Origin of the sequence: Curvibacter sp. CHRR-16, from assembly GCF_018474005.1 — a bacterium.
Taxonomy (GTDB): Bacteria; Pseudomonadota; Gammaproteobacteria; order Burkholderiales; family Burkholderiaceae_C; genus Allorhodoferax.
Genome location: NZ_JAHCSH010000009.1, coordinates 1 through 15,882 on the forward strand (window position 1 = coordinate 1; position 15,882 = coordinate 15,882).

Here is a 15,882-nt window from a genome sequence, read left to right on the forward strand (position 1 = left end):
CGAAGAAAGGCCTAAGAGATCCCTTGGCGGTTTGACGCCGTCAGCCTACGCCAAGACGTTGATGCAAAACCAGTTAAATTAACCCCGGACTCCAAAGCCCAGTGCTACTGAAAACGGGGGGACGTCGCCCCCTGTGGGGGTGTTTATTGCTGGGCAATAGTAAATTATTCTAGTCATTTTCTATTTTAATTTTCTTTGAGAATAGATCTTTGAAGAAAAAATTTTTTCGTACAATTAAAAGACGTAAATATTCTTTGAGACGTCTTTCCCGAGTATTTTTGTAATATTTGCCAATCCCTCCGCCTACGCCGCAGATGACGGGTGCCGTCACACTAAAAACTTTTTTTATTTCATTTTCAATAACAATATCTAAAAATGCATTTTCAAGCCCATGGCCTTCCTCTTTTTTTATGCGTTTGTGTGCGTCTTTAAAGAGGCTTGTGTAATACTTTAATTCTGTTATATAAAATCGCGTGTCCACATAAGAAAGTATTGTTTTTCGCCAGGGCGTCAGTGCGTTTAGAAAAATTCCTTGTAACAATATAGGGCCATGCCATCCTTCAACACAGGTTGTGAAATTTTCTACCCACAGTTTCGATGAGCATTTAGCAAAGCAAGCTGCATCTGCAATCATTTTTGAATTTTTTATCGCAAAGCTAACAATTTCTCCTTCTCCGTAACCACGACCATGTAGGCGAACAAGGGATTGATTATTTTCAAAATGTAGGCACTCAATGCATGCGTCTGGAAATAGGGACTTTACATCAGCGGTAAAGTCATAGTTGGAGCCATCACAAAGCACCAATGGTTGTTGGGGATTCATTTCCAACCATTTTCCAACAGATTCGAGTGCAAGGCGGATTCTTTCCTGGGTATCAAGTAATCGAACTTCTGTGTCGTGTGCAACAACACTTGACGTTAGCAGCACTGGAATTTCATGCGGATGCCTGTTAGGGTATTTTTTCATGATATTTAATTAGGTACGGCCTAGTGCTCTGCGAATTCTGCGGCCTAGCTTAGATAGTGAGCTACCACCTTCTGATGGCCAATCCATTTCCCGTTCCCAACTTGATTGGTAGACAACTCCACAATATATTATTTTTAACGCATCCTCATTGATGTGAATACGCTTGTCAAATTTCATTTGCCAAGCGTAGTGATACATCTTGAAAATTGGCTGCGAAGGGAGTAGGTCAATTGCTTTGTATTTTAGTAAGGCTTCACCATACCAGCGTTGCTCATTCCCGGATTTTATTATTAAATCGAGGAATGATATTTTTCTTGGATTGATGTAATTTTCAGCCAAACTAAGCCAGACACGTCTATCCCAAATAGGGCTATTAGGGCCAAAACTGTAATGTTTTCCATTGCGGCCAAACTCTTTCTGTACATCCAATGATTCGCGGCGGAAGTTTTCTATTATGCTATTTTTTCTTTGAGAAAGAGCAGGATATAGAATATCATGTGCTTCATCAATGATGGTATAGGGGGTCCCCTCAGGGGTAATAAATTCATCTTGACGAAAAGGGCGAATGAATATGCAATCCGAATCAAGACATAGATAGGCGATTGATATATTTAAACGCCAAAACTCAGATTTGACTACCTGTTGAGAAAGGCTTCCTGGTATCTGAGTGAGTTTTTTAGGGTCAATTGCGGGGTTACATTCAATAATAGACTCATCACTAATGATGTGAACGTCATGCCCTGCTAAATACTTTTCAAAAAGGGTCATATCAGCTTGTGGTACTGATACATAAAACGGAATGCTATCAACGTTGAACTGGGCGATGGATTTGGCCAGTCGAGCTACGCGTTTAACGTCGGTGCTGTAGCTCTTGCAATAAAGGACGAACGGTCTCATGCACGCTTGTCTTCGTAGGTGGTGGCGATTTTCAGGAAAAACTGAAGTGGATTGGTCGCGCGTGCAACCATGATGCGCTGCAAAGTAAAAAGGTCAGCGCCGACCTCGGCTCTGCCCCGCTTGGTTGTGGTGGCCGTTGTATAGCCCGTATCGCGTACCATTTGTGCATGCTCTGCTTTGTACCAGCCGTAGGGGTAGCAGAAGTGGCGGACTTCACAGCCTATTGCTTGCTCCAGTTCGTGGCGGGATAGGCTAATTTGTGCGAATGCTTCGTCCTCGGTTAGTTGTGGCAAATTGGCATGGTCGCAGGTGTGGGACCCTACATCCATGCCTGCCGTAACCCACGTTTTCCAATCCGTTTGCGTCATAAGTGGTTTGGGAGCAACCTTCCCCAGATCCCACACATTGCTGCCACCGATTTGACGGCTTACGCCATAGCAAGTGGCAGTAAAGCCATTTTTTTTCAGCACGGGTAGTGCATGCTGCAAGTTGTTTTGGAAACCATCGTCAAAGGTGATACCAACCACTTTGCCTATTTTTTTACCTTGCAGGTATGGCATTAGGTCTTGCATGGATAAGCCGCGGTACCCCATAACCCGCAGCATGCGCATTTGCCATGCAAATGACTTTGGAGCAACGATCAACCCCCGCAAAGCGGTGCCTTTGGGCGGAGGCGCATCGATTTGATGATACATCAGTATCGGTATTTTCATAGCTGCATTCGATTGAGATTGGCGTAGTAGCCGCCGCGCTGAAGTAACTCGGTGTGCACACCTTGTTCGACGATGGCACCTTGGTGCAGGACAAGAATTTGATCTGCCTTTTCAATGGTGCTGAGTCTGTGGGCAATGACCAGTGTGGTGCGATTCTTCATGAGTTGGGCCAGAGCTGCTTGCACAACGCGTTCGCTTTCTGTGTCCAGAGCCGATGTGGCTTCGTCCAAGATGAGGATAGGGGCGTTTTTCAGTATGGCTCGCGCAATCGCGAGGCGTTGTCGCTGCCCACCAGATAGTTTTGCTCCATCTTCGCCAATTCGGGTATCTAAGCCTTGCGGTAGCTCTTGAATGAAGTCCCATGCGTTTGCTGCTTGTGCCGCAGCAATCACTGCTTCACGGTTTGTTTCGGTACTGATTCCCATGGCTATGTTGGCATAGACCGAATCGTTGAATAGGACAATCTCTTGGCTGACTAGCGCGATCTGCGCACGTAAACTGAGAAGAGAGAAGTTGCGAATGTCGCATTCATCAATTTCGATACTGCCACTGTCGATTTCATAAAAACGTGGGAGTAAGTTACCGATAGTTGTTTTGCCGCTGCCTGAACTTCCCACCAGTGCAATAGTTTGACCAGCATGCAGGGTGAAGCTCAGATCTGTAATGGCCGACTTTTCGCTGCTAGGGTAGCGAAAGTTGACGCACTTGAACTCGATTTTTTTGAAATTTGAAGAGAGTTTTAGTACCCCTTTATCGGTTTCTGTAGCTGTATCTAGGAGACTAAAGACGCTCTCACAAGCTGCCAATCCTCTTTGCAATATTGGGTGAATAGTGGTTAGTTGCTTGATTGGTGCAATGAGGAGCAGTAACGCAGTAATAAAGGAAGCAAAACCACCTGCACTATGCGTGCCGTTTTGGGTGCCCTGGTTGAGTGCCAAGTAAGTGATGATCGCCACAGCTAGTGCTGCCGCTAGGTGGGTTATGGGGGTGAGAGCAGAGGCTGGAACAGTTTCTTTCATCATGGCGCGCCGAAATCGTTCGGTATCTGCCCTAAAACGATCAGACTCGCGAAGCTGGCCGCCATAAATTTTTATGACTTTGTTGGCGTTGATAGCTTCCTCAATCGTATGTGCGATTTGCTGAATGGCATGGAGGCTATTTCGGCTTGCTTGACGTGCGCGTTTGTTAAACCGCTGGACGACAAATGCGATCAGGGGTCCAATCGTCAAAGTAATGCATGTGAGCTTCCAATCAAGATAGAGCAAATAGCAGAGAAGTGCGACAGCGGTAAATGACTCTCGGATGGCTGTGACCAAGACAGTGGTGGCAGCTTGGTTGACGTTGTCTGCATGATAAAGAAGACGGGTTGCGAGAGTGCCTGCCGATTGGTCGTGAAAAGTCTTGGTCGGCAAAAGCAATAGTTTTGCAAACATCTCTCGACGCAAATCGGTCACCAGTTGGGTAGAAATCCACGACATCAAATAGCTGGTGGTAAAGGCGAGCAAACCACGAACCAAAAACAGCAAAATAATGGCAATCGGTGCGGCCCAAATAATTTCGCTTCGCTCAGCTTGGAACCCATGATCTAGCAGGTATTTCATGATCGCTGGAAACACTGGCTCAGTGGTAGCTGTTCCTACCATGCCCAGAATTGCTAATGAAAATACTCTCCAGTGCGGACGTAGGTAACCCAAAAGGCGCAAATAGAGTTGAGTACCAGTCTGATTGTTGGCTTTATCCATGGCTTTACTCTGGTCGTTGCCATTCGTTTTTTTTCTGCATCTCCAGTGCCTTTACGTACCTATAAAAAGTACCTTCAAAATTGCCAACAGCAATCACAAAGCCTGGCCATCCATCCAAAAAACCCAATTTAAATAGATAGTGCTTCCAAAATGCCCATGTGCCATGCAACAGGGCCGACCACATGGTGATGCGTTTATGCACGATTTTTTCAGCGCCTAAGCTGGAATAACGGTTGGCTTTGTGCATCACTTCAGCCATGTTCTTGAACGGGAACTGCCATATGGCATTGCGCATAACGCCCAAGGGTTTGTCTGTCAGCAACTCGTAGCCTTCATGCACAGGCTTTTCGTCGTAGCGCATAGCACTTTTGCGAAACAGTTGTGGCTGGCGGTAGTTGGGGTACCAGCCGGAGTGCTTGATCCAGCGGCCCATGAAAAAATTGCGTCTAGGTGTTTGGTAGGCGTCTAGTGCAGTAGGGGATTCGATAATGCTGCGGATTTCTGCGGCCGCTTCTGGCGTGCAGCGCTCGTCGGCATCAAGGCTGAAAATCCAATCATGCGTACACGCCGCAATAGCGCTGTTACGCAGCTTGCCAAAACCTTCGAACTTGACCTGCACAACACGTGCGCCCAGAGATTCTGCGATGGAGGCTGTATCGTCCGTGCTCCAAGAGTCAACGACGATAACCTCATCAGCCCAGCGTACCGATTCGACCGCTTGGCGCACTTTCTCGGCTTCGTTGTAGGCAATGATATAGACGGAGATAGCGCTCATGCGTAGTAGCCCAAGGTGTTAGCATTCCCAAATGAAGCAGGAAAGCAGTCAAGTCTATTCCAAAACCGAGGGTGATTTCATCTCGATTGTCATCACCACGTACAACCGCAGTGATGCCTTAATAGCCGTTCTCCAAGGTTTGGAATGGCAAGCCGATCGTGCTTTTGAAGTGATCGTGGCCGATGACGGGTCTCGCCCCGAGCACGTGCAAGCAATACACGAATACGCACAAGCCAGTGCTTTGTCCATTCGCCATATCTGGCACCCCGATGTGGGATTTACCGCTGCGCAGGTTCGCAATATGGGCGTTAGCCAAGCCAAGGGTAACTACATTGTTCTGCTGGATGGGGACTGCGTGCCTGAGCGTGACTTCGTTACCCAGCATAGGCGTTTACGCGCACGGGGTTGCTTTGTGAACGGTAGTCGCGTTTTGCTCACTGCGGTGGCCAGCCAAGATCTCATGCGGCATGCGCGCCGATGGTTGGGGCAGGGCATCTGGTTTTGGATGGTGCAACGTTGGTACAAGCACAGCAACAAGTGGCTGCCTTTGCTGCGCCTACCGGACGGTGCGTACCGGGTGCAAGGAACTTTCCGATGGAAAGGCATTCGTAGCTGCAATATGGGCGTTTGGCGTGATGACTACTGGTCTGTCAACGGTTTTGATGAAACCTTTGTTGGCTGGGGGCATGAAGATGCCGACTTCGTTCTGCGGCTGCACAATGCAGGACTGCAGCGCAAAAATGGCTTTGCCGCCACCGAGGTTTATCACCTCTGGCATCAGGAAGCCCAGCGCGACCACGAAAACCACAATGCACAGAAGGTGCATGAGCGTTCTCGAACGGGCCTAGTCCAGGCTGAACTGGGTTTACACCAGGCCACTGGCTATGACCAGATGCGCCTCACAAGTTGGAGATAATTTGTAAGCATGAAAAAGCTGATTTTGTTTGTCTGCGCTTTGTTGGCCACATCGCTGGCTGCTGCGCAATTTCGGGTGGAAGTGACTGGTGTTGGTTTGACCCAAGTGCCAATTGCTATTGCACAGTTCAAAGCAGAAGAGGGCAGCCCCCAAAAAGTGTCTGCCGTTGTCCAAGCAGACTTGGAGCGTAGCGGCCAGTTTCGTGGATCCAGCCCTGTTGCTGGTACTTGGGACGAAGCTGCGCGCATGGATTTGGCGGCTTGGCGCCAAAAAGGATCGGATGCTGCGGTAGTGGGTAGTATCACCAAACTGGCCGATGGTCGCTTTGACGTGCGTTTTCGCTTGTGGGATTTAGCCAAAGGACAAGACTTGGGCGGTCAAAGCCATGTGGTGGTTGCAGCGGATTTGCGCTTGGCCGCCCACCGCATTGCCGACTACGTGTATGAAAAAATCACCGGAGACAAAGGCGTCTTTTCTACCCGCATTGCCTACATCACCAAAAGCAGTGGCTTGTACAACTTGTGGGTGGCCGATGCCGATGGTGAAAATGCGCAAAGTGCTTTGAGTAGCCCTGAGCCCATCATTTCCCCTGCGTGGTCGCCTTCAGGCAAGCAATTGGCGTATGTGTCCTTTGAATCCCGCAAGCCCGTGGTGTATGTTCATGAAGTGGCGACAGGCAAACGCCGCTTGCTAGCCAACTTCAAGGGGTCAAACAGTGCTCCCGCTTGGTCTCCGGATGGTCGTCAAGTTGCAGTGACCTTGACCCGCGATGGCATTTCGCAGATTTACCTGATGGATGCCAATGGTGGCGAGCCCAAACGACTGGCTCAGTCTGGTTCTATCGACACTGAACCTGTTTTCACAGCGGATGGCAAAACCCTGTATTTTGTGAGTGACCGTGGTGGCTCTCCCCAGATTTATCGCATGCCTGTAACCGGTGGAAATGCAGAACGCGTCACCTTCAATGGTACGTACAACATTTCTCCTAGCCTCAGTGTCGATGGAAAGTATCTGGCTTACGTGTCCCGAGTCAATGGGCAGTTCAAACTGCATGTGATGGATCTGGCCTCTGGTGTGGCCCAAGCCATTACCGACACCGCATCAGACGAGAGTCCCAGTTTCTCGCCCAATGGCCGCTTGATCATGTACGCCACCGTGCAACAAGGCAAAGAGGCCTTGATGACCACCACGGTTGACGGCAAGATCAAGGCTCGCTTGGCTGGCCAATTTGGAGACATTCGCGAGCCCGATTGGGGCCCCGTATTGAAATAACGCACTGGCATTAAGGAGAACTACACCATGAAACGCTATGTACTCACCCTGACCGCAGCATTGGTTTTGTCTGCTTGCGGTTCTTCGGTCAAACTCAATGACGTGCAAGTTGAAGACCGTTCTGGCACACCGGCCAGCGCGATCAATGCGAGCAACTCCAGTGCCAGCGATGCCAATACTGGCACCGCCGTTTCCCAAAGCAATGTGGCCAGTGTAGATGTGAACCAAGCCCAACGCTCGGTCGATGCTTTCCTCAAAACCACCGAACGGGTGGTGTACTTTGATTTTGACAGCTATGTTCTGCGCACGGAGGCTCAGCCCGTGATTGAGGCTCACGCCAAATTCCTCAAAGCAAACCCTGCTCGCAAAGTCAATCTTGAAGGGCATACCGATGAGCGTGGTGGCCGTGAATACAACCTCGCACTGGGACAAAAACGGGCAGAAGCCGTGCGCAAAGCCTTGGCCTTGCAAGGCGTTTCTGATACGCAAATGGAAGCCGTGAGCTTTGGCAAGGAAAAGCCAGCAGCCCAAGGCGGCACCGAAGACGCCATGGCCAAAAACCGCCGTGTTGAATTCACTTACCGCTGAAGTACAGCCATGTCCAAACCATTTGCCTACAAGACCAGTGCGTTGGCACTGGCTTTGCTCGTCGTTTCAGGAACCAGTTCGGCTGGTTTGTTTGAAGACGATGAAGCCCGTCGCGCCATCTTGGATCTGCGTCAAAAAGTGGAAGAGTTGCGTGCTGAAACAGACCGCAAACAGTCTACAACCGCGCAAGAACTATCTGGTGCACAACAAGAGCAGTCCAATGCGGTCAATGGCCTGCGCCAGAGCCTGCAAGACATTTTGAATCAGTTGGAGCAAATTAAAGCCGATCAGGCCAAGCTGCGTGGTCAGAATGAGCAGTTGAGCAAAGACGTGAGTGATTTGCAACGCCAATTGCGTGATGCCAATCAAATCACCGATGAACGCCTGCGCAATTTGGAGCCTCTGACTGTGACCGTAGACGGGCAGAGCTTCAAAGCACAGCAAACTGAGAAAAAGGATTTCGAGTCTGCTCTGGCGACGCTGCGCCAAGGGGATTTTGATGCCGCCCAAACGCTGTTTACCGACTTCTTGAATCGGTATGGCAGTAGCGGCTACAAGCCTTCTGCCTTGTTCTGGTTGGGCAGTGCCCAATACGCAGTCAAGAATTACAAAGACGCCATCACGACCTTGCGCCAGCTACTGACTGCTGCACCTACCCACCAGCGTGCACCAGAGGCCATGCTGACTGTGGCCAATTCACAGTTGGAAATGAAGGACACCAAGGCGGCCAAAAAGACGTTTGAGGACGTGCAGGCCAAATACCCCGGTACCGATGCCGCCAGTGTGGCTAAGAGCCGTGCGACTAAGCTCAAGTAATGGCTGATATGGAGCACACCGATGACAACGCTCGCCGCTTTGGTGGATTGGAGCGCTTGTACGGTGTTACACCCGCTCAGCGTATCCGTGCCGCCCATGTGGTGGTAGTGGGCATCGGTGGGGTAGGCAGTTGGGTGGCTGAAGCCTTGGCTCGCAGCGGGGTAGGGCAACTGACCCTGATCGATATGGACCACATTGCCGAGTCCAATATCAACCGCCAGATTCATGCCCTGAGTAGCACTGTCGGACAAGCCAAGGTAGAGGCCATGCGTGAACGCATCGCACTCATCAATCCGCAATGCCAAGTTCATTGCGTGGACGATTTTGTGGATCCCGCCAATTGGGAACAACTGGTTCCGCCGGGTGCCAATGCCGTTATTGATGCATGTGACCAAGTTGCAGCCAAGACTGCCATGGCTGCTTGGGCCATTAAAACCAAAACGGTGTTCATCGCTGTCGGCGCGGCAGGTGGCAAGCTCAGTGGTCACAAAGTGGATATCGCCGATATTGCCCATGCGACCCATGATCCTTTGTTGGCTCAGCTGCGCTACCGCTTGCGCAAGCACTATGGAGCCTCTCGCAGTGGCAAAAACATGGGGGTGCCGGTGGTCTTCAGCCCTGAGACTGTCAAGCCTGCCGATGCCAGTTGTGCCTTGCAAGGTGATGGCTCACTCAACTGCCACGGCTATGGCTCATCAGTCACGGTTACCGCCACATTCGGTTTGTGCGCTGCGGGATGGGTTCTGAACAAAATATCTGCTGTTTCTTGATCTGGTTCGAAAAATCTGTGTAGAATCTTGGTTTCCGCAGATGACAACGCAGCTATAAGTTGATTGTTTGATGTCTGTTAGGCGGGTCGTTAGCTCAGTTGGTAGAGCAGCGGACTTTTAATCCGTTGGTCGCAGGTTCGAATCCTGCACGACCCACCAAATTTGGGTTCTTAGCTCAGTTGGTAGAGCAGCGGACTCTTAATCCGTAGGTCGAGTGTTCGAGTCACTCAGGACCCACCAAATTCAAAAGCCCTGCTGAGCAGGGCTTTTTTTATTGTCTCTCTTGAGAGTAAGTGGCGGACAGACGCAGCCCCAAGTTGCATGAGCAGGGTACAGGTGTGCTGTACCGCTTCACGGTGTATCTGGTCTTACTCCAGCAAGCCACTCAATTCAAGCCACTTTTCTTCTAGCTGCGCCAATTCTTGCGTCAACACTTTGTGGCGTTTACCCGCTTGGGCCATTTCATCGGCAGGCACGTTGTCGGCAAAGCGCTGCTCCAAAGTCGCCACCTCGGCTTGTACTTTGGCCATCTGTTGCTCAGTGGCTGCCAGTTCTTTTTTCCACTTGCGCACTTGCTCCGGGCTGGGGCCCGTAGGCGCAGGCTTGATGGCTTGGGCCTGGGTAGTGGGGGCAGGGCGTTTGGCTTGTTGCTCGGCTTTCAAGGCTTCGCGCTGGCGTTTGGCTTCGTCCAGCAGGTACTGCTGGTAGTCGTCCAGGTCACCATCAAACGGCTTCAGAGCCCCTTGTCCGACCAGCCAAAATTCATCGCATACCGAGCGCAGCAGTGATCGATCGTGGCTGACCAGCATCACGGTACCTTCAAAGCTGTTGAGTGCCATGCCCAGCGCTTCGCGGGTGGCCAAGTCCAGGTGGTTGGTCGGCTCGTCCAGCAGCAGCAGGTTGGGGCGCTGCCATACCAGCATGGCCAGCACCAAGCGGGCTTTCTCACCACCGCTCATGCTGCCCACACTCTGGTGCACCATGTCGCCGGTGAAATTGAAGCTGCCTAGGAAGCCGCGCAAATCTTGCTCGCGGTCATTGCGGCTGCCGCCATCGCTGTGGGCCAGCTCACGGGCCAAGCGAATCATGTGCTGTAGGGGTGAGTCATCGGGGCGCAGCACGTCGAGCTCTTGCTGGGCAAAGTAGCCGATGGATAAGCCTTTGCCCTCGGTGACGGTGCCCTGCACGGGGCTGAGCGTGCGGGCAATCGTCTTGACCAACGTGGATTTACCTTGCCCGTTGGCACCCAAGATGCCGATGCGCTGCCCCGCCAGCACCGAGCGCTGGATGTTGTGCACGATGACCTTGGCCTGCGCTCCCTCCACGCTTTCTTCGGCAGGGTAACCCACATCCACCCCCGAGAGGGCCAGCATGGGGTTGGGGATGTTGGCGGGCTCCAAAAATGAGAACTGGAAATCCGCTTCGCTCAGTAGAGGTGCAATGCGCTCCATGCGATCGAGGGCCTTCACGCGGCTTTGCGCTTGCTTGGCTTTGCTGGCTTTGGCTTTGAAGCGGTCGATGAACTTTTGCAGGTGGGCGATCTTGTCTTGCTGGCGTGAGTAGGCCGCTTGTTGCTGTTCTAGTTGCTCAGCGCGCATGTCTTCAAAGCGGCTGTAGTTGCCACCGTAGCGCACCAGTTTTTGCGCGTCGATGTGCACCGTCACCTGTGTGACTGCATCCAAAAACTCGCGGTCGTGGCTGATCACCAATATCGTGCCCTCGTACTTGCGCAGCCAGCTTTCTAGCCAGACCAAGGCGTCCAAGTCCAAGTGGTTGGTTGGCTCATCGAGCAACAGCAGGTCGCTCGGGCACATCAGTGCGCGGGCCAGTTGCAAGCGCATGCGCCATCCACCGGAGAAGCTGTTGACCGGCAGCATCAGTTGCGCATGTGTAAAGCCCAAACCCATCAGCAGCGCTTGGGCACGTGCCGGCGCATCGTGTTCACCCGCATCGTGCAAGGCGGTGTAGGCGTGGGCCATGCGCTCGTAGTCTTCGGCACTTTCGGCAGCTTTGACTTCGGCCCGAGCGGCTGCAAGCACCAAGTCGCCATCGACCACAAAGTCGGTAGCGGGCTCTTCGGTTTCGGGCATGTCCTGCGCCACTTGTGCCATGCGCCAGTGCGGCGGAATGCTGAACTCGCCGCTGTCTTCGTGCAGGCGGCCAGTGAGTAAGGCAAATACTGTGGACTTACCCGCACCATTGCGGCCCACAAGTCCGACTTTTTCTCCGGGGTTGATGGTGGTGCTGGCGTCTTGCAATATCACCTTCACCCCGCGGCGCAGGGTGATGTTTTTGAGGTTGATCATGGTGTCAGGTGTTGAGTGCGTCGCGTGTGAGCAGCAGCACTTGGTCCGATCCGGCGCTCGTTTCTAGCCAGATGGGGTTGAGTTCAGGAAAGGCGTTCTCAAAGTAAGCACGCTCGTGGCCAATTTCGAGTACCAATACGCCGATAGGCGACAGCACCCGGGCCACATCGGCCAGCAGGGGGCGGATGAAATCCATGCCATCTGCACCGCCTTGCAAATTGCCCGACAGCGCCATGGCCGGCTCGGCTTGGTACTCGGCGGGCAGGGCGGCCATGCTGTCAGCGTTCACATAGGGTGGGTTGCAGACAATCAGATCGTAGGGGCCTGTCAGCGCATGCAGGCCATCGCTTTGCAGCAAGGTGATGCGCGATTGCAACTGGTGCTGCGCCACGTTGATGCGGGCCACTTCCAAGGCCTCTGGTGACAAGTCCGATGCATCCACCACCACGTCTGGGTAGGTCATGGCAGTGAGCACGGCCAAGCTGCCATTGCCCGTACACAGATCCAGCACGCGCTGGGTCGACTCGCTCAGCCAGTAGTCCAGGGAGCCATCGGCCAGCAACTCGGCAATCAGCGAGCGCGGAACGATGCTGCGCTCGTCCACGTAAAACGGTACGCCTTGCAGCCAAGCCTGCTTGATGAGGTAGGCCAGTGGTTTGCGGCTGCTGGTGCGTGCTCCTAAAAGAGTAGCTGCGGCAGCATATTCCACGGGCGTTACAGGCCGATTGGCTTGTGATTCGGAGCCCTCCAAGGGGGTGTCCAACGGCAGCCCAAGACTGTGCAAAACCAGCCATGCAGCCTCGTCCCACGCATTGGTGGTGCCATGGCCGAAATGGACTTGCGCTTGCTCCAGCGCTTGGGCAGTGTGCTGAACCAGAGCCAGCAAGGTAGTGGGGGCGGTCATGCGGTCTGGCGTTGTTCCAGCAGCACCAGTGTCTGGCGGTAAATATTCTTCAGTGGCTCCACATCAGCCAGCACGATGTGCTCGTTGATTTGGTGGATGGTGGCGTTGGGGGGGCCCAGTTCAATCACCTCGGGGCATATCTGGGCGATAAAGCGTCCGTCACTGGTGCCACCAGTGGTGGAGAGTTGGGTTTGCAAGCCCGTTTCGGTGGTGATGGCTTGGCGCACGGCATCGACCAATGGGCCGGGGCGGGTCAGGAAAGGCAAGCCGCCAACTGTCCAGCGCAAGTCGTAGCGCAGGCCGTGTTTGTCTAGTACAGCGCTCAAACGTTGCTGCAGCCCTTCGGGCGTGGATTCGGTGGAAAAGCGGAAATTGAAGTCCACCACCAATTGGCCGGGAATCACGTTGCTGGCACCAGTGCCCGCGTGGATGTTGCTGACCTGCCAGCTAGTGGGCGGGAAAAAGTCGTTGCCCTTGTCCCACTCGATGGCGACCAATTCCGCCAGTGCCGGGGCCAGCAAATGGATGGGATTTTGCGCCAAGTGGGGGTAGGCGATGTGGCCTTGGATGCCGTGTACGGTGAGCTTGCCGCTCATGGTGCCACGGCGCCCGTTTTTGATCATGTCGCCTGTGCGCTCCACCGATGTGGGTTCACCCACAATGCAGTAGTCCAGCCGCTCGCTGCGTGCTTGCAAAGTCTTGCACACCGCCACCGTGCCATCGACTGCGGGGCCTTCTTCGTCGCTGGTCAGGAGAAAAGCCAGATTGAGTGCTGGATCGGGATTGGTTTGCAAAAACTCTTCAACGGCTACCACAAAGGCGGCCAGCGAGGTCTTCATGTCCGAGGTGCCACGGCCAAATAGCTTGCCATCGCGGTAACTGGGCACAAAGGGCGGGGAGCTCCACTGCTCTAACGGGCCTGTGGGCACCACATCGGTGTGGCCTGCTAGCACCAAGGTACGGCCTTCAGTCCCCAGTCGGCCTGTGCGTTTGGCCCACAGATTGGTCACAGGTGCGTCCACAGGGCCGTAAGTGAGTAGATCGCATTCAAAGCCCAGTGGGCGCAGGCGTGCACACAAAATATCCAAGCAACCCGCATCATCAGGGGTCACAGATGGCCTGGCAATCAGTTGCTCGACCAGATCGAGGGTAGGTGTCATTCGGACTTGATATCCAGCGTGATTTCGGTGAAAGAGGCTTCCTCCTCCTCCAAAAACTCCGCCTTTTTGGTGGTTTTAGTGGTGGGTTTGAACTCGTTTTGCAGACGCCACAACAGGTTGGTAGGCGAGTCGGCATGGGCCAAGCCCTCGTTGCGATCGACAGATCCACCGGTGATCAGGCGGGCAATGTCTTGCTCAAAGGTTTGCGAGCCTTCGGCCATGGATTTCTCCATCGCATCGCGCACGCCAGAGAAGTCTCCATTGGCAATCAGCTCGGCGATTAGCTTGGTGTTGAGCAGCACCTCGGCCGCCGGCACCCGCAGCCCTTGGGTGGTGCGCAGCAAGCGCTGCGACACCACGGCCTTGAGGGCAGCAGCCAAGTCACCCAGCATGGTGGGACGCACTTCGACAGGGTAGAAGTTCAAAATCCGGTTCAAGGCTTGGTAGCTGTTGTTAGCATGCAAGGTGGCCAAGCACAAGTGGCCCGATTGGGCGTAAGCAATGGCTGCTGACATGGTTTCTTGGTCGCGAATTTCGCCGATCAAGATCACATCAGGCGCTTGGCGCAGGGCGTTTTTCAGCGCAATTTGCAGCGATGCAGTGTCCGTTCCCACTTCGCGTTGGTTGACCACGGCTTTTTTGTTGCGGAACAAAAACTCGACCGGATCTTCAATCGTCAGGATGTGGCCAGGTACCCGCTCGTTGCGGTAGTCGATCATGGAGGCCAGCGTCGTGCTCTTGCCCGCACCGGTGGAACCCACCATGAGCACCAAGCCGCGCTTTTCCATGATCAACTCGGACAAGATAGCCGGTAGCTGCAATTGTTCAAGCGGCGGAATGTCTACCGACACATAGCGAATCACAGCGGCAATCGTGCCACGCTGGCGCATCGCGCTCAAACGAAAACGGCCCACCCCAGGCATGGGAATACCGATATTGAGCTCCCCCTCGCGATCCAACTGCTGCATTTGCTCGGGCGTAATCACTTCGGTGAGCAAATTGCGCGGTGCATCGGTTGTCAGCGTCTGGTTGTTGATGGGCACGCATTGCCCATTGATTTTGATCAGCGCAGGCGCATGGGCGGACAAATACACATCGGAAGCGCGTTTCTCGCTCATCAAGCGAAAAATGCGCTCCATGGTGCCAGATGGCGGGGGCAAGCTACTCATGGCAACAATCCCTAGGTAATGAGGTGAAGATAGGCCGCCCTAGCGCGGGGTTTAGTCGCGCAGCAAATCGTTGAGCGAAGTTTTGGCGCGGGTTTGTGCGTCCACTCGCTTGACGATGATGGCTGCATACAGGCTGTAGCGGCCGCCGTCTTTGGGCAGGCTACCAGAAATCACCACCGATCCTGCAGGAACGCGGCCGTAAGTGGTCTCACCTGTTGCGCGGTCGTAAATCGGGGTGCTTTGGCCGATGTACACACCCATAGAGATGACGGAGTTTTCTTCCACCACCACGCCTTCCACAATCTCAGAGCGCGCGCCGATGAAGCAGTTGTCTTCAATGATGGTGGGGTTGGCTTGCAGCGGCTCAAGTACACCGCCAATGCCTACACCACCCGACAAGTGCACGTTCTTGCCGATTTGCGCGCACGAGCCTACCGTGGCCCATGTGTCCACCATGGTGCCTTCGTCCACATAGGCTCCGATGTTCACGTAGCTGGGCATCAAAATCACGCCTTTGGCTTGGTAGCTGCCACGACGAGCCACAGCCGGTGGCACTACGCGCACGCCGGTGGCTTTGAGTTGGTCTTCGCTCATGCCGGCAAACTTGGTGGGTACTTTGTCGTAAAAGCCCAGGTCACCAGCGGTGATCACGGCGTTGTCGTTGAGGCGAAAGCTCAACAGCACGGCCTTTTTGATCCATTGGTGCACCGACCATTGACCCACCGCTTCACGGGTGGCCACGCGCAGGCGGCCGCTGTCGAGTTCGCTGAGCACATGTTCTACGGCTTCACGCACTTCGGCGGGGGCCGATGCGGCGGAAATGCTGGTGCGGTTTTCCCAAGCGGTGTCGATGATGGATTGCAGTTGTTGGCTCATGGTGCTGAAAA

Annotated in this window: 15 protein-coding genes and 2 tRNA genes; 7 read left to right on the plus strand and 10 right to left on the minus strand. The window is 53.5% G+C overall.

Annotation, left to right across the window (positions count from 1 at the left end; genetic code table 11):
- Positions 1-169: 169 nt before the first annotated feature.
- The 5 genes from KIK84_RS15795 to KIK84_RS15815 are packed head-to-tail and all read right to left on the minus strand — an operon-like array spanning position 170 to position 5,094.
- Positions 170-967: a hypothetical protein gene (locus KIK84_RS15795; RefSeq protein WP_214124086.1), complete on the minus strand. Its 798-nt coding sequence runs from the start codon at positions 965-967 to the stop codon at positions 170-172.
- A 9-nt stretch (positions 968-976) separates the two neighbouring features.
- Entirely contained in the window at positions 977-1,864 is an 888-nt protein-coding gene (locus KIK84_RS15800; RefSeq protein ID WP_214124087.1) for a DUF6492 family protein, read from the minus strand.
- Complete coding sequence (locus KIK84_RS15805; RefSeq protein WP_214124088.1) at positions 1,861-2,577, minus strand: polysaccharide deacetylase family protein; 717 nt, start codon at positions 2,575-2,577, stop codon at positions 1,861-1,863. The genes KIK84_RS15800 and KIK84_RS15805 overlap by 4 nt, the downstream gene beginning before the upstream one ends.
- Positions 2,574-4,319, minus strand: coding sequence for a lipid A export permease/ATP-binding protein MsbA (gene msbA / locus KIK84_RS15810; protein WP_214124089.1), 1,746 nt, complete (start codon positions 4,317-4,319; stop codon positions 2,574-2,576). Before msbA ends, KIK84_RS15805 begins: the two co-directional genes overlap by 4 nt.
- A 4-nt stretch (positions 4,320-4,323) precedes the next feature.
- The gene (locus KIK84_RS15815; RefSeq protein ID WP_214124090.1) at positions 4,324-5,094 is read right to left on the minus strand and encodes a glycosyltransferase family 2 protein; all 771 of its coding nucleotides are present in this window, start codon (positions 5,092-5,094) and stop codon (positions 4,324-4,326) included.
- A gap of 31 nt (positions 5,095-5,125) precedes the next feature.
- On the opposite strand from KIK84_RS15815, the gene KIK84_RS15820 reads away from it, so the two are divergent.
- From KIK84_RS15820 to KIK84_RS15850, 7 genes are all read left to right on the plus strand, one after another.
- A complete protein-coding gene (locus KIK84_RS15820) occupies positions 5,126-6,010 on the plus strand; it encodes a glycosyltransferase family 2 protein (protein ID WP_214124091.1) in 885 nt (294 codons plus the stop codon).
- A gap of 9 nt (positions 6,011-6,019) precedes the next feature.
- Complete coding sequence (gene tolB / locus KIK84_RS15825) at positions 6,020-7,282, plus strand: Tol-Pal system beta propeller repeat protein TolB (RefSeq protein ID WP_214124092.1); 1,263 nt, start codon at positions 6,020-6,022, stop codon at positions 7,280-7,282.
- 27 nt (positions 7,283-7,309) lie between these two features.
- Complete coding sequence (gene pal, locus KIK84_RS15830; RefSeq protein ID WP_214124093.1) at positions 7,310-7,870, plus strand: peptidoglycan-associated lipoprotein Pal; 561 nt, start codon at positions 7,310-7,312, stop codon at positions 7,868-7,870.
- A 9-nt stretch (positions 7,871-7,879) separates the two neighbouring features.
- Complete coding sequence (gene ybgF / locus KIK84_RS15835; protein ID WP_214124094.1) at positions 7,880-8,686, plus strand: tol-pal system protein YbgF; 807 nt, start codon at positions 7,880-7,882, stop codon at positions 8,684-8,686.
- 8 nt (positions 8,687-8,694) lie between these two features.
- Positions 8,695-9,456, plus strand: coding sequence for a tRNA threonylcarbamoyladenosine dehydratase (locus KIK84_RS15840; RefSeq protein ID WP_250208046.1), 762 nt, complete (start codon positions 8,695-8,697; stop codon positions 9,454-9,456).
- An 83-nt stretch (positions 9,457-9,539) separates the two neighbouring features.
- A tRNA-Lys gene (locus KIK84_RS15845) sits at positions 9,540-9,615 on the plus strand.
- A gap of 5 nt (positions 9,616-9,620) precedes the next feature.
- Positions 9,621-9,696, plus strand: a tRNA-Lys gene (locus tag KIK84_RS15850).
- 128 nt (positions 9,697-9,824) lie between these two features.
- Here KIK84_RS15850 and KIK84_RS15855 read toward each other — a convergent pair.
- From KIK84_RS15855 to dapD, 5 genes are read right to left on the minus strand one after another with little or no spacing between them, the layout of a single operon-like run.
- Positions 9,825-11,762, minus strand: coding sequence for an ABC-F family ATP-binding cassette domain-containing protein (locus KIK84_RS15855; protein ID WP_214124096.1), 1,938 nt, complete (start codon positions 11,760-11,762; stop codon positions 9,825-9,827).
- Positions 11,763-11,766: 4 nt separating this feature from the next.
- On the minus strand, positions 11,767-12,666 hold the full coding sequence (prmB, locus tag KIK84_RS15860; protein WP_214124097.1) for a 50S ribosomal protein L3 N(5)-glutamine methyltransferase: 900 nt from the start codon (positions 12,664-12,666) through the stop codon (positions 11,767-11,769).
- Positions 12,663-13,826, minus strand: coding sequence for a succinyl-diaminopimelate desuccinylase (dapE, locus tag KIK84_RS15865; protein ID WP_214124098.1), 1,164 nt, complete (start codon positions 13,824-13,826; stop codon positions 12,663-12,665). Before dapE ends, prmB begins: the two co-directional genes overlap by 4 nt.
- Positions 13,823-14,995: a PilT/PilU family type 4a pilus ATPase gene (locus KIK84_RS15870; protein WP_250208047.1), complete on the minus strand. Its 1,173-nt coding sequence runs from the start codon at positions 14,993-14,995 to the stop codon at positions 13,823-13,825. Before KIK84_RS15870 ends, dapE begins: the two co-directional genes overlap by 4 nt.
- 51 nt (positions 14,996-15,046) lie before the next feature.
- Positions 15,047-15,871 (minus strand): 2,3,4,5-tetrahydropyridine-2,6-dicarboxylate N-succinyltransferase, encoded by an 825-nt coding sequence (gene dapD, locus KIK84_RS15875; RefSeq protein WP_214124099.1) that lies wholly within the window; start codon positions 15,869-15,871, stop codon positions 15,047-15,049.
- Between the last annotated feature and the right edge of the window lie 11 nt (positions 15,872-15,882).